This is a genomic window from Lactobacillus sp. M0393 (assembly GCF_016102025.1).
GTDB lineage: Bacteria > Bacillota > Bacilli > Lactobacillales > Lactobacillaceae > Lactobacillus > Lactobacillus melliventris.
Map to the genome: position 1 here is coordinate 234,962 of NZ_JACFPK010000002.1, position 15,245 is coordinate 250,206.

Consider the following 15,245-nt stretch of genomic DNA (forward strand, 5'->3'; position numbering starts at 1 on the left):
CTTTCTTTACTTAACTTCAACAATTTGGCATGCATCTAATAAGATTAAATATTTGGCTTTAACTTTTTGGTCGGAAAAAGAATTTAAAGCTCTTTCATATAAACGCAATTGCCCCGCATACTTTTGCTTAATTTTGGCGATAGCTAATTCTAAGTGGCTGTGATCGATATGATCAGTTTTATAATCAAACAATATTATGCCATCTTTTTCACTAAAATAACCGTCTATTGTACCATGAATTAAAATTTTTGCATCCGGATCACTGAAATTACCAAATAGAACGTCAGCTGGCAACAGACTTGAAAATTCAATTTCGCGCTGCAAATTTGCAGGATTTTTCCAAAATTTTTGGGCAAAATCACTATGAACAAACCAATTTATTTGTTGCAAATTTAAACTGGCAACAATTTTACTGTTGAGCTTATTTTGTTTTACTAACTGCTGCACTTCTTCTTCAACCTGCTCTGCTTTGCCTGAGCCATGATAATCATAGTATTGCAGGAGAAGGTGCATTGCCGTCCCAATTTCCGCCCCGGTAAATTTTGTCTGATACAAAAAGTCAGGTTTAGTATCAATCGGTTGCAAATAACGGTTGGTAGAAGAAATCAGGTGCGCGTTTTCAAGTTCAGCATCAAGAGGGTCATTAAAAGCTTTTTTAATTTCAGATACAGACTGATAAGCTGTTGTGTGACTTGCGTCTTGAAAAGGATAACTGAAGTTGTATAATTTTTTGGCATATTCTGTTAACGCTGACACATTATCTTTTTCAGCTTTTTCTGGAACTGCTTGCTCTTTTAAATTGATATTTTCACCTTGATATTGCAGATAAAGCAGTTTTTGACTTGTTTCTGCAGCTAAGTTTATATCTGTGATTTTTTGACTTAGTAGTTTTTGCCAGTCAATTGCAGGACCGATGAAACTCATGGGGTTAGTAGCATTAAGTTTACTGCTAAGAGTTATCTGACCATGTAGATTAACTTGATCTTGCCATTTTTTAATCGTTTTGGGCAAATTCTTTAAATCCGCCACTAAGATCAACTTTTGCTTTGCACGCGTCATTCCGACATAAAGGATACGTGCTTCTTCTTCTAAAAGCTGTCTTTTTTTGGTGACATTATCAATTGCTTTGATAAGTGTATCAGCCCGATACTGGGTCTCTTTAATAGTAAGACCTACTGACTTGCTATTGATAATATAGTTATTACTTAAATCCCGCATTTGAAAGAGGTGCTGCAAACCTAAATAGAACACAATGGGAAATTCAAGTCCTTTGGAGCCGTGAACTGTCATTAAGCGCACTGAATTTCCTGCTTCTTTAGTTAACAGTGGTTGAGCCAGGTCTTTCTGGCTACGCCGCATTCTTTCGATGAAATTAATGAATTGGTATAATCCCTTAAAGCCCGCACTTTCATAGGATGCAGCTCTTTCATACAAAGCTTCCAAGTTAACTCTGCGCTGCTTGCCGTTAGGTAGCGACGTCATAATTTCCAGTAAGCTGGTCCTTTCATAAATACTCCAAATTAATTCTGAGATTCTGTGCGTTGCCGCAAATTTGCGCAAATCTTCAAGCTGGTTCAAAAAGTCCTTCACTCTCTGACTGAGCTCATCACCAACTGCCACATATGAAGTCAAAGCATTGTAAAAACTAGCTTTGGGGGTATGAATTCTAATAAGACTTAAATCGGGCTCTTTAAAATTAAATAAGGGTGATCTTAAGACGGCTACCAGTGGAATATCTTGGTCCGGATTATCAATTATGCGTAGGTAATTCATAATGATAGTTAATTCCAGAGTTTGAAAGTAATTTTTAGCATCCGTAACCATGATTGGGATATTATTCTTTGCGAATTCCTGCATGATCTCAAGGTTGTTGCTCCGGCTTCTGGTTAAAATCACAATATCGCTGTATTTGAAAGGTCTTAAATGATTATCATTAGTTGAAGACTTGTCATAAACTAAGAAGTTTTCCTCTGAGAATTTTTTAATGCGGTTAATAACCATGGCGATTTCAGCTGAATCGATATCATCAGCAGTATCATCCTGAGCAGTATTTTCATCATTGTCTTTTTCATGAAAAAGTATTTCTGTTGCAGCTGGTAAGTTCTCAGGATAATAGCTCGCTCCGTAGACCAGCTGGCTTTCAGCTTGATAGTCAATCCCACCAAAATCTGTGGTAAGAACATTTTTAAAAACTTGATTGACAATAGCAATTACTGGCTTAGTTGAGCGGAAATTATCAGATAATAAAATTCGTTCTTCTTTTTGTTCATTTTCTTTAAGCGCTGCTTCCTGATATTTATGCAAGAACAAACTCGGTTCAGCTTGCCTAAAACCATAAATTGACTGTTTGATGTCACCCACCATAAAAATATTATTTTGACCGTCTTTTTTAACCAGCTGTAAAATTTTCTCTTGCAGGGGATTGATATCCTGATACTCATCAACCAATATCTCACTGTATTTATTTTGATAAAAAGACCGCGCCATCTGGGATGCAGAAGTATCCTGACTGAGGATTTGATAAGCTAATTGTTCCATGTCGCTGAAATCAAGAAGATTCTCTGCTCTTTTTAACTGAGTAAAATGATCAATCAATGCCAGCTCAGCTTTTACAATTGCTGACATGATCTGCTTACCCTTTTGCATTAAAGCCAATTGTTCTTGCTCGTCCGTGGCATAAAAAGAAGTAAAAGAGGTAAAAATCTGTTCCGCTGCTGCTTCTTTTACGCTATGACATTCATCATAAAAGGCAATGACATCTTCATCCCACTTCGCAGATTTATGCATACTTCCACGAAAAATACAGTCACGTAGTTTTTCTCTTTGGTCATCATAGTCGGCATCATTTTTGAGAGCAGCCAGATAATTGGCAAGACATTTTGCAAATAAGTCAAAATTTTCTTTGACTTTATTTAACTGCTTGGTAGCCATGGTAGTACTTTGACAAAGTTGCGCAATATTGTCAGCTAAACTCTGAAAAAGATCTAATAAATACGGTTTGATTGCCTTTTGCCATAATGAAGATTTAACCACTTCAGGTCCGCATTGATATTTTTGCGGTAATTCTTTAAGCCAGTCACGATAATCAGGCTTAGTCATGGCATAATTATACAAATCTAGTAATAAATTCTGTGGCGTCTGTGCATCCCTGTCACCAGCAAAATTATCATAGAAAGCAACAAAATCAGCGTCTTTATTTTCTAAAAACTCTCCTTCTATATCTTTTAATGCTCGCTCGCGCATTAGCTCAGCTTGAGAATCATCAGTCAAAATACTGAAACTGGGATCAACGTCAATCACGTAATAAAAATGATGTATTACATCCAGGCAAAAAGCATCAACTGTCGAAATATTAGCAGAGTCGACCAAGTTAAGCTGTTGACGCAGGTATGATTTGGAGGAAGCTTTTTGTAACTCCGATAATAATGCTGTTTTAATTCTTTTCTTCATTTCGGAAGCAGCAGCTTTAGTAAAAGTCACTACCAGTAGCTTGTCAACACTGGTTCCGGCAAGTATTTCGTTTATTAAACGCTGCACTAATACCGTTGTTTTCCCACTTCCAGCGGAAGCTGATACCAAAATATCACGGCCATGATCATTAATTGCTTTTTGCTGAACTGGTGTAAACCGTTTTTCTCCTAGGGACATTCTTATTCGTTCTCCTTTAGCCGTTTTTTGATTTTTTCAAGTAATTCTTCCTTTTTAATATTACCAATTTTATGATATTTATTTTCTTTCAGCATGGCATCAAAAAAGAAAATGTCGCGGTAATCTGAATATGATAAGGCATTGATACCATTGCCGTATTTATAAGGGTTTAATTTTATTTGCCCTGATAAAATTTGACTGGAGGCTTCTTTAATCAGTTCTTCGTCATATTTGAGCAGCAAGTCAAGTTCATCATCTTTAAAAGAACTGCCACTAAATTTTAAAGTGCCATCTTTTTTGGATCTGACCCCGGTATAAAGAGAAGATGAATAGCTTGGCTGTTTTAAATCAGGCTCAGCTTCCAGCATTAATAATTGGTCGTTATTGATCAAACCGGTATATTTAAGCTTAACTTGACCATCTAAATTGGCTTTTTTGACCTGCAAATTATTACTATATAAATCTTTGCCATTTAGTCTATCCGTTTGCCTTGTGACAGTTTGGTAAAAAGCACCTAAAAGTGAAAAAGGTGTAGACCCTGCAAAAAACTTTTTATTTTGCAGCAAGACATCCAAATAGGAAACCATTTGTAAAGAGATACCATGATAAAATAATCCTAAATTAAATTTCTTAGCGGAAGACTTATAGTCAATTACTTGAGCTAGTAATTCATTCTGATCAGCAACCCGAGCTAAATCTACTCGATCCATTTTGCCCCTTAAATTGACGTAATGTCTGCCAGAGAGATTAGGAATTTTCAAGTTAAGTCCCTTGACCAGTTCACCATTACCAAAACTAAGTTCTGAATATTTAGCACGTAACGGCGTTTTAGTGACTGCCTTGTGCCAGTTAGTAGCAACTTTAGTAGTGGTTTGGTCAAGACATTTAAATAAAAATTCGTTAAAGGGATCGTTCAAAAGCTGCTTATACCGGGCTTCACTCTGCATTTTAGTGCGCGCCACTTTGAGGAGCTCATTAAGTGTTGGGCCATCAATTTCTTCTAAATCGAGTGAGCGTTCATTTAATTCTTTAACTAACCTGTCAAAAGTTTCATGAAAGTAGTTTCCGGCCTGGATGGTATCAAGTTCATTTTCAAATCTTTTATGCAGATGCAAGCCATAAGTTAGAAAATATTCATATGAATTTTCATAGAATGTTTCTAGCTGAGAAACCGAAGAATTAAGGTTACTGCCGTATAATTTTTGCGCCAAGTCAGGCCCAATGTTTTGGGGTTCATTAATAAATTGGCTTGCGGTGATAACTTTAGTCGTCTTTTGTGGTAAGAGATCACGAGTTAGCTTTAATAATTCTTTTACGCCAATATTTTTTTCAGCCTTATTAAGGTAACCTAAGTAGCCTAAACTTGCTTGGGCATTAGTAATAAAAGACAGTAGCTGACTCGTTTCTTCTGGCAGATTATGCTGCGAAAATTCTGCTGCACCAGCGTTCTTAAACCTTTCATAATAAATTGAAGGCTGAACAGTACTACCCTCATCAGTTGCTAAAGAATATGATAAATAAATCTTATCCTGTGCTAAAGCCAGACAAATACCAAACTGGTAATTTTGATCCCAGTTGCTTAATTCTTGTCTGTCTTCAATATATGAGTCTTCACCAAAATCCTTTTTCAGTTCTGCTAGGTTTTCTGGACTTAAAAACCCGGGAGTGTTTTGTATCTGCGGCAGCCCATTAACCGTTGCGCCCAAAATAAAAACTTGTTTATAGCCACTAACTTGAACAATCCCCATTTCAGATAAATTGACTGCATCAAGTGTGGCCGGAATTTGCGAAAAGGTAGCTTCCTTAAAACCATTGATCAGTACATCAAAAAAGCTCTTAAGGTCAAAACTGTCCGGATTAATCAGTAAATAATCATGTAAAAGGTTGATCAATAAGTCCCACACCTGCTCAGACTGACGCGCTTCTTGCAAGGCTCCACTCTCTTGAGCATCAGCACGCCACTTTTCTAAAATATTATTCACACCGTTTCGAGTTAAAAAGTCGAAAAAGGTCGTAACTGCTTTTTGGGTATCTGTCTCATCTTTTAAGCTTTGGAACAACTTGGTAATTTGTTTAACAAAAAAATCCTTTAGTTTATCTATTTTGTTAACTTCTTCTGGTACCTTGTCTAAATTAATTACCTCTGCAGCCATATATTCAGTGAAACTTCTGCGCCAAAGATTATGGTTAATGCCGTGTGCCAGAACAAAATTTTCCAGCTGATCAACATCGTATATATAAGCAGATTCATCTTGATACCACTTCGGGATAATAAGCCTAGTTTTCATGATTGCCAGCATATTTTGCGTTTGAAATGGTCTATTCAGCAACTGCGCAATATTTTCAATCAAAACAACCAGAGGGTGATATTTCATTTCCTGCTGCAAGTCATTAAAAAACGGAATTTGATTCTGCCTTAAAATTGGAGTTAAATAGGTTTCGTATTCATGTAAATTAGGTGCCAAAACCAAAAAATCCTGGTAACGATAATGCCTTAAAGCAACCTGCTGATAAATGGTATGAGCAACGTAATAAGCTTCAGCGTATCTATTGTCAGCACGCACAAGCTGCACCTGATCCAGTTCACCAATATCACTAACCGTCCCCGTCCAAAATTCATTGAGTAACTCTCTTTTGGTAGGTTTGGGATTAATAATTGTCGTTGATATTTGATGAGGCAAATTACGGGTTTGAATATACTGCAGTAGTTTATTGATGGTAGTTTGAATAACGTAATCATAGTCTCCCGGCTCCGGGGTAGAATTAATTTCACCCTCTTTGGTTTTGAATGCCAAAGTGACACTATGAGCTTTAGCCATCAGCAATTTAACGGTTAAGCATTCTTGCAGTGAAAAATGGGAAAAATCACTGAAGTAAAAGTCGGTTGTGCTTAGTCCCTTGCAGTCAGCCAGATATTCATTTAATTGCAATTGAATTTCATTTGAAGTAGAAAATTTACCTTTAATAGCCTCAATGAAAGCAGAATATAAAATATTCAAATCTGCAACTTTGTTTTTGGTTTCAAGATCAAGAGTATCCAGATCAATCTCGTTAAGGTCCAAGTTACCTTCGCGTATTTGCAAAATTGTGTCATACAATTGTTTGAGCAAGCCGGGATTTAAATTGGTGGTTTGAAAGAGATGCAGCTGCTCTTTTTTTTGCTCAATGATTTTTGCTAAAAGCATAGCCGCTGCAGCACCATCCAGCTCTGTTGGTAAGCCCTGCTTGGCATCTTTTAAGAAGAACCAGGCCAACCTGGAAAAAGATAAAACTTGTAAATTTTTCACTGATTGCTCTGTCTGGTTTTTACTAACAGCTAGCCTGTTAATTGCCCTGACTTCTGTGGTAAACTTAATGTGATTAGGAACGATGACAAAAGTTTTATGATTAGGAAAACGCTGATAATTTTCTATTGCTTCCTGTAAAACTTTTTCCTGCATGGGATCGGTTTGCCGACCTAGTAAAATTTTAATCATCTGTTCTGCGCTCCTTTGCCATTATTTTAGCATAGGAACTAAAAATTTTTAAAAACAATAAGGATCTTAAATAAAATGAAATCAAGTTTTTTAGGACACGGAAAAGTTATTTTAATTGGTGAACATTCAGTAGTTTATGGCTATGATGCTTTGGCATTGCCAATCACTTCTTTGCATATTAAAACAACTGTAGAACCATCTGAAAAAATGTGGATGGATACGGCTCATTATCAGGGGCCTTTTTTTATGGCTCCGGATGAATATGATGGCTTAAAATATGTAGTTAAAACAATGTTGAAAAAAGCCGCAAGTCAAGCAGCTCTTAAAATAACCTATACGGGAGAGATTCCAATTGAACGCGGTTTAGGTTCTAGTGCAACCGTGGCACTGGCGACTACGCGCGCAATGAATGATTATTTCCACTTAAATTTAACTGAAACTGAAATTATTAATATAACTAACCACGCAGAAATGATCAACCATGGTAAAGCATCGGGTCTTGATGCTGCCACTGTTAATTCTGATTGCCTCATCTTTTTTAATCAAAAAGATGGTCCCAAGCCGCTAAAGTCGAAATTACAAGCTACCTTACTTATCATGGATACAGGTGATTTGGGTAGTACGAAAAAAGCTGTCACTCAAGTTCATAAGCTTCTAAATGAATCCCCGACAGCGCAAAACAATCTTGAGCAATTAGGTAGATTAGCTGATGAAACTAAAACTGCCTGGTTAAATAAAGATGCAGCGATAGTAGGCTCATATTTTAATCGGGCTCAAGAAATATTGCATTCATTTAACCTTTCAACTGGTAAGATTGATCAATTGCAAAAAATAGCTCTCGCAAATGAGGCCTTGGGTTTTAAATTGTCTGGCAGTGGACTGGGCGGCATCGTGATTGCTTTGTGTCGCAATGAGGATGATGCTTTTAAAATAGCCCATAAATGTCAAAATATTGTGGCACATAGTTGGATTGAGGAAATTTAATTTATGGAAAAAACAGTTCGTGCTCATACCAATATTGCCCTGATCAAATATTGGGGAAAAGCAAACCAAAGCCTGCGTTTACCACTAATGTCCAGTTTGTCTATGACACTTGATCAATTTTATACTGATACTAAAGTTTCTGCAGGTCCTAAAAACCAGTTTTGGTTAAATGGCGTTGAACAAAGCGGACACAGTTACCAAAGGGTTTTTTCTTTTTTAAAACTGTTACAAGAAAAATTTGACGTTAAGGGTAATTTAAAGGTTGAGTCAGTTAATCACGTTCCTACAGCTGCAGGCCTGGCCTCTTCCAGTTCTGCTTTTGCGGCCTTAGCCGGAGCCTTTTGCGTGCACTATGGTATTAATCTGTCAGCAGTTGAACTTTCCCGTCTGGCTCGTTGGGGTTCAGGTTCAGCCAGCAGGTCAATATATGGCGGCTTTGCGATTTGGCAAAAAGGTACTGATAATGAATCATCCTATGCTTATGCTTTAGATGAAAAACCCCAAATGGATCTACAACTATTAGTGGTTGAATTGAATAAAAACCCTAAAGAATTATCCTCTACTCAGGGCATGAAACAAGCACAAACCTCTCCTTTTTTCAGGCCGTGGCTTGAGCGTAATCAAGCTGAGTTGGCCCAGATGGTTGCTGCTATCAAAGCAAATGATTTTTCAAAACTGGGTAGTTTAGCAGAATTAAATGCCTGTGAAATGCATGCTGTTAATTTAACTGCCCAACCGGGTTTTACATATTTTGATCCTGCAACTATTAAAGCAATCAAATTAGTAGCTGATTTGCGCAGGCTTGGTATAGAATGTTACTTCACAATAGATGCCGGACCTAATATAAAAATCTTAAGTCAATTAAAAAATGTAAAAGATATTACTAAGAGGTTTGTATCCGAATTCCATAATGTTAACATAATAAATGCAAGTTTTGGTCCAGGTATTTCATGTCTGAACTAGTTAATGTAAATTAATTGATTAGGAGATTTAATTCTTTTGATAACAGAACAAGCACCCGGAAAATTATACATAGCTGGCGAGTACGCAGTATTAGAACAAGATTGTCCTGCAATTTTAGTCGCAGTCAATCAATTTATTCGTGTTTCAATCATTAAGTCGAAATCAAAAACTGGTTTAATCCACTCTAAACAATATTCTCAAAGCTCCATTCATTGGGTTAGAAATGGGGCAAAAATGGTTATTGACAATCGTGATAATCCATTCGAATATATTTTGGCTGCAATTTCATACACGGAACGTTTCTGCTTGGAACAAAAAGTCAAGATGAAAGTCTATGACTTATATGTCAATTCAGATCTTGATTCTTCGGATGGGAAAAAATATGGTTTGGGCTCCAGTGCTGCAGTTACAGTAGCCACAGTCAAAGCAATCTTGCGTTTTTATAATGTTGCTTTTAGTAATGAATTAGTTTATAAATTATCAGCCATTTCTCATTACTCAGTTCAAGGAAACGGTTCGGCTGGTGACATTGCAGCCAGTGTTTATGGTGGCTGGATTGCCTATCAGACTTTTGATAAACAATGGCTTGCTAATGAACTGGCTCATAAAACATTATCGGAAGTGGTCAATGAAGCCTGGCCTGGTTTGAAGATACAACTTTTAACCCCTCCCGCCGGCTTAAAACTGATGATTGGCTGGAGTCAAAAGCCTGCCTCCACTTCGCGGCTTGTTGATGAAACTAATGCCAATAAGGCCGCCTTAAACGGACAATATCAAGAATTTCTCAGGCTTTCGCGTAAATGCGTACTAAAGATGATTGCCGGATTTGAACAACAAGATATTCAGTTAATAAAAAAGCAAATTCGAGTTAACCGAAAATTGTTGCAGCATTTTGCACAAATAAATCAAATTGCAATTGAAATTCCGCGACTTTCCCAACTGATCAATATCGCCGAATCATTTGGAGGAGCTGCTAAAACTTCCGGTGCCGGTAATGGCGACTGCGGTATTGTAATCGCTGATGCAAATACAGATACTGCCTATCTTGAAGATAAATGGCGCCAAAACGGTATAATGCCGCTAGACTTTCGCGTTCACCAAATTCGGGTTGCAGACTAGAGGAAGAACATGTCACTTAGATCTAATCGTAAAGAAGAACATTTGGTTTTAGCAGAAAGATTTTATCAAGATAATAAACAAAATAGTTTTGATCAGATGCATTTGGTGCGGCCGGCTTTACCAGAAACTGAAGTAAGTGTCAAAGCCATACAAACGACAATGTTTGGCAAAAAAGTGGCAGCCCCCTTTTTTATTAATGCAATGACCGGTGGTTCTCATAAATCCTATTTGATTAATAAGAAATTAGGACAAGTTGCCGCTAAAACCAATATTGCTCTGGCACTTGGCTCAGCCAGCATTTTGACGAAAGAGCCTTCTCTTAGTGACAGCTTTTTGATTGCACGCCAGCAAAACCCCACTGGCGTTTTAATTGCAAATGTAAATGCTAAAACTGCGGCCGAACAAGCACAAAAAATAGTTACAGAATTAAATGCTGACGCTCTCCAAGTTCACTTGAACGCGGTGCAAGAAATTGCCATGCCTGAAGGAGACCGTGATTTCTATTGGCTAAATAATTTAAAAGAATTACGTCAAAAAGTAACCGTGCCAATTATCATTAAAGAAGTCGGCTTTGGTTTAGATGAAAGAACAATTCATTTGTTGAAAAATGAAGGCTTCCAATTTTTTGATGTTGCTGGCAGTGGGGGCACAAATTTTGCCCAGATAGAAAATGCTCGTAATACCAGTGATGTTTCTTATCTGAAAGATATCGGCTTACCCACTGTCATTTCAAGCTTAATGGCTGCTAAACAGCAGGTTGATTTTATTGTTTCAGGTGGCGTGCGTAATCCTTTGGACGTTTTTAAGGGATTATGTCTAGGTGGAAAAGCTGTTGGTATATCAAATGTTTTTCTACAAGCTTTAATCAAACACGATGTTAATTATTTGCAAAATCTTATTTTAGAATGGCAAGAAGAACTTGCTAACTTGCTAGCCCTTTATGGTCAAAATGATTTAAAAAAGTTAACCGAGATTAAAAAATATTATGATTTACCATTGGAAACAGCCATTGATCAGCTATTATAGGTTCTTATAAAAAAACAAATAACTATTGTCTTACATAAGATTAGTTATTTGTTTTTTTGTTTTTTTAATTTAATAAACGCCATATCTCTTTCTGAACAGCGCTGTCGTTGCTTGAGCCGATAATGTGAGTAGCAGCCTTCTTAGCCACGGGAAGTGCTGTTCCTGTGGCATAACTGGTGCCAGCATATTTTAGCATCCCCACATCATTGCCGCTATCACCAAAAGTTACCATTTCTTTAGGATTAATTTTGAATTTACTACTTAAAAACTGTAAGCCCTTTGCCTTATTCATACCTTTTGTTGACATATCTATAGATGAAGAAGAGCCAGAAACAAAGTCAATTTCAGGATAATTACGTCTTAATTTTTCTAAAAGATGCGGCATTTTATTTTCAGGAACATCAAACGTAACCTTGAAAATTTGATCATCAAGATCATTAAAATTCTCAACAACTGTTAGTTTTTCATAGTACTTTTTTAGTTCTTTACCGTACTCAGGTCCATCTTTTTTTAAAATATAAGCGCTGGCAAGACCCGAAACTGTGACTTTTTCATTACTTTCCTGAATTATCTTCATAATTGTCCGCCAGTCCTTTTCAGAAAGACAATCAACGTGAATTACCTGCTTGCCTTGTGCTACTAGTGCCCCATTCTCCGCTATGTAGAATAGTTGATTGGCCACTTGTGGAAATCGCGAATATAAATTTTCAAACTGATTTCCGCTGGCAACAACAAACTTAATTCCCTTTTTTTGCATAATCTGAAATTCTTGCAAAAACAATTCCTGGTCATACGTTTTCTGATCTGTTAACCAAGTTCCGTCCATATCTGTAGCGATTAGTTTAATCATTCTTTTTTCTTTCTATTAAACTCGTAGTCCCTTAGGATAATAATTCTTAATAATATGATTGCTGATTTTACCAAAACCTAAAATGAAATTTTGGCAACTGACTAAAACAAAGCCTGTTTCGTTAGCTTGCGTTCTTAATGTTTCTCCGTGTAAATACTTTAAATAGCTTTCCCTGCTTAGTTCAACTACTCTGTTTTGTTTCTGTTCTGCTAACACCATGGCTAATTGATGTCCGGGTTCAAAACGATTTTTCTTTAACACACCCAGTTCAACGCCATTTGCTATTATCTGCAAATGAAGATTCGCACTATCTGATAATGCCGGTATAAAAACGTGATTATTACGTACTCGACTATTTAACCGCCAATTTTTTATTGCAGCTGGCAAATTAAATTTATCTAGTACTTCTGCTATTAATTGAATTTCAGATTTAGTTAGGGCTTCTTTTTGAGGCTTTCGTTTTTTCTTCGCTTTTTGATTTGGCGAGATTTTGCCTTGAATCTCCACTTGGGGCGATAATTTTAATTTTGCAGCAAATTGCCCTTCACCTAGGTCAGCCGTAGGCCAAAATCGTAATGTTTTAATTAAATTAGGGTTATTATCAGCCCATTCAGGGTGTCCATGAGCAATAGCGTGCGTTTTTACGGCTAGTGACATAATAGTCAAATTAAATTTTTGGCTTAGCCACGAAACTATTTGTTCATTTTCCTCTGGAGAATATGTACAGGTTGAATAGACTATTTCTCCTTCTGGCTTTAACATTTGGACAGCAGCATTCAAAATTTCCTTTTGCCGTTTTTGACAAAGCAGGACGTAATTTTGTGACCAATATTTAATAGCCTGAGAATTTTTACGAAACATGCCCTCGCCACTACAAGGCGCATCAACTAAAATTTTATCAAAATAATGAGGAAAACACTGTGCTAATTTTTCTGGCTTTTCGCTGACAATTAAAGAATTTGTTGTGCCCCAACGTTCAAGATTTTCGCGCAATACTTTTGCTCTGGTGTGTGAAATTTCATTTGCGACCAAAAGCCCTTCACCTTTTAGTTGTTCGCTAATTGCAGTACTCTTGCCACCTGGTGCGGCACATAAATCAAGTACTTTTTGTCCCGGACGCGCTTCAACAAATAATGCTGGAAACATTGCCGTGGGTTCCTGTGAATAAACAGCTCCACTTACCCAGGCTGGATCTTGACCACTGATTTTACCATAATAGGCTTGGGGTATGCCTGAAACTTCTTTTTTTGGATCACAAGAAAGACAGTGGTTTTCTTTTAATGAATTAACGCGAAATGCACTTTTGGGACTATCATTAATTGAATTGAAAAACTGCTGTGCTCTACTTTTTCCTAATAACCTAGTATATTTTTCCTTAAAATCCTCAGGCAGTTTAGGCATTATTTTGATCCTTTCGTGATAAATGCAAGATGCATATGCTGTATATAATAGAAATGATGATCCAGCAGCCTGTAAGGAGCCAGATTAAGTGCTGCGGCTTTGATAAAAATGTTCGCCATATCAAGAAGAAATATGCACTTATAGTTACCAATACTTCAATCAATAAAATTCTGATCCCGTGATTTATTAACCAATTACGCAATAAATTGCCCTTTAAGTGAGTTGACTTAACCGTTTTCCAATCTATAAAAGCTAAAACTAAATTGCTAAATGAAGCAATTAACAAGAAGATTATGATAAATGTAATTTCCCTAATGATTGAAAACTGATGTATTTGGTGGTTTTTCACAAAAAGCGGTATTTTAGCCTTAACCCCATAATGTTTGGCAATTTGGCGAATTACTTTATTTGAACTATCTATTATAATTTGATAATCACGTAATTTGAATTTTCCAGTTGGCTGTTTGGGACTAGTACTAAGATAATAACTATCCTGCTTCATTTGGCGATAATGTTTTAAAGTACCCACAACCGTGTAATATTTCTTATTCAAATAAACATATTCGTTTCCTTGCACCTTATATGTAGGGACTTTAGCATTTAATCCCAGTACAGCAAAAGAAACCCGCCCTTTAAAGTCATCTTTGGTAAAATATCTGCCAGATTCAGTCGGTAGGTTTAATACATCATGATTTGACCACACCAGAGTTTGATTTTTCTTAGATTTGCAAGTCATATGAACTTGAATTTTGTTACGGGGATATTTTTTTTGCAAAAATAGCAAAAAAGATCTAACATTTTGCTTATTTTTTATTTCAATGTAGCGGGTATTATTACTTAGACCATATGCCTCAAGTAGTTGATCCGCTTCTCGTGACTGAACGTTTGACAGCATACTGCCAATTCCTAGAAACGATAAAAATATAATAATAACTAAAATTATTTTTTTAAATTTCATGTGCTATCTCAAAAATTTGTTCATCAATAAAATCAAAACTTGTAAATGTCTGGTTGATTAGCCTTAGTTCCTTTGAATGAAGAAATGGCTCCTTTTGCCAAAAACTTGCAGAGTTGGTCACACCATTTCTTTCACCTACAAACAATAAATGTGTGGCAGAATTTAATTTTTGCCAAGCGTTAACGACTTTTTCATCACTGTTGCCAAAATTAGGTGCCCAGGAGCAAATTATTAAATCGACATCATTAAATTGATTTACAGCTGTTACTGCATCATAATTACTAACAGGCACAAATGCTTTAACGCCAGTGTTTGAAGTCTTTGACCAATTAAAATTATCCGTGACCGTCATTTTAACGCCTACTTGTGACAAAGCTTTACTCCAATAGCCGTTACCTGCCATTATTTCTAACCCAGTGTTAACTTTTAGCTGATCTTTAATTACTCGGGCTGTTTCTAGATTTGGAATTGACCATAGGCCAAACTTAATTGCTAAAAATTGCCGGGTATTATTTAGCAGCTGATTAATCGTTTTAAAATCTTCTATTTGATCCCTAGAATTAAATTTGTGGCAAATTTCCTCAGCAATATCGGGTAAAAATCCCAGCTTTTCTGGTGCTCTTTTTAAAACCTGCTTTTGCCTTATGGTAGCAACAACATTATTAATTTCCTCTACTTGTTGATGCACAGACTCAATAATAAGTCTGGCATCTAATTGGTTAATTTTACTTAAAAAATCTGTCATTATCAAATACCTATAATGATTTTAACATTCAAACGACCAGATTTCAGTTATAATAAAGAGTAACATGAAAAAGGA

At 36.5% G+C, this 15,245-nt stretch carries 10 protein-coding genes; 4 read left to right on the forward strand and 6 right to left on the reverse strand.

The genetic code is table 11. The features are described 5' to 3' along the window. Positions 1-6 precede the first annotated feature (6 nt). Positions 7-3,648, reverse strand: a complete 3,642-nt coding sequence (gene addA / locus H3R29_RS02465) for a helicase-exonuclease AddAB subunit AddA (RefSeq protein ID WP_198202483.1) — start codon at positions 3,646-3,648, stop codon at positions 7-9. A 2-nt stretch (positions 3,649-3,650) separates the two neighbouring features. Beyond that, positions 3,651-7,124 (reverse strand): PD-(D/E)XK nuclease family protein, encoded by a 3,474-nt coding sequence (locus H3R29_RS02470; RefSeq protein WP_198202484.1) that lies wholly within the window; start codon positions 7,122-7,124, stop codon positions 3,651-3,653. A gap of 75 nt (positions 7,125-7,199) precedes the next feature. Between H3R29_RS02470 and mvk the strand changes: the two genes are divergently transcribed. The 4 genes from mvk to fni are packed head-to-tail and all read left to right on the forward strand — an operon-like array spanning position 7,200 to position 11,216. Further along, positions 7,200-8,108 carry a mevalonate kinase gene (gene mvk / locus H3R29_RS02475; RefSeq protein ID WP_198202485.1) on the forward strand — a complete coding sequence of 303 codons (909 nt, stop codon included), beginning with the start codon at positions 7,200-7,202 and terminating at the stop codon, positions 8,106-8,108. Between the two features lie 3 nt (positions 8,109-8,111). Further along, a complete protein-coding gene (mvaD, locus tag H3R29_RS02480) occupies positions 8,112-9,071 on the forward strand; it encodes a diphosphomevalonate decarboxylase (RefSeq protein ID WP_198202486.1) in 960 nt (319 codons plus the stop codon). 36 nt (positions 9,072-9,107) lie between these two features. Then, positions 9,108-10,190 (forward strand): phosphomevalonate kinase, encoded by a 1,083-nt coding sequence (locus H3R29_RS02485; RefSeq protein ID WP_122026071.1) that lies wholly within the window; start codon positions 9,108-9,110, stop codon positions 10,188-10,190. Positions 10,191-10,199: 9 nt separating this feature from the next. Beyond that, on the forward strand, positions 10,200-11,216 hold the full coding sequence (gene fni / locus H3R29_RS02490) for a type 2 isopentenyl-diphosphate Delta-isomerase (protein ID WP_198202487.1): 1,017 nt from the start codon (positions 10,200-10,202) through the stop codon (positions 11,214-11,216). Positions 11,217-11,280: 64 nt separating this feature from the next. Here fni and H3R29_RS02495 read toward each other — a convergent pair whose 3' ends face one another. From H3R29_RS02495 to H3R29_RS02510, 4 genes are read right to left on the reverse strand one after another with little or no spacing between them, the layout of a single operon-like run. Then, the gene (locus H3R29_RS02495; protein WP_198202488.1) at positions 11,281-12,066 is read right to left on the reverse strand and encodes an HAD family hydrolase; all 786 of its coding nucleotides are present in this window, start codon (positions 12,064-12,066) and stop codon (positions 11,281-11,283) included. A 15-nt stretch (positions 12,067-12,081) separates the two neighbouring features. After that, on the reverse strand, positions 12,082-13,467 hold the full coding sequence (locus H3R29_RS02500) for an RsmB/NOP family class I SAM-dependent RNA methyltransferase (RefSeq protein WP_198202489.1): 1,386 nt from the start codon (positions 13,465-13,467) through the stop codon (positions 12,082-12,084). Next, positions 13,460-14,425, reverse strand: coding sequence for a hypothetical protein (locus H3R29_RS02505; protein WP_122026080.1), 966 nt, complete (start codon positions 14,423-14,425; stop codon positions 13,460-13,462). Before H3R29_RS02505 ends, H3R29_RS02500 begins: the two co-directional genes overlap by 8 nt. After that, the gene (locus tag H3R29_RS02510; protein ID WP_198202490.1) at positions 14,415-15,170 is read right to left on the reverse strand and encodes an SAM-dependent methyltransferase; all 756 of its coding nucleotides are present in this window, start codon (positions 15,168-15,170) and stop codon (positions 14,415-14,417) included. Before H3R29_RS02510 ends, H3R29_RS02505 begins: the two co-directional genes overlap by 11 nt. Between the last annotated feature and the right edge of the window lie 75 nt (positions 15,171-15,245).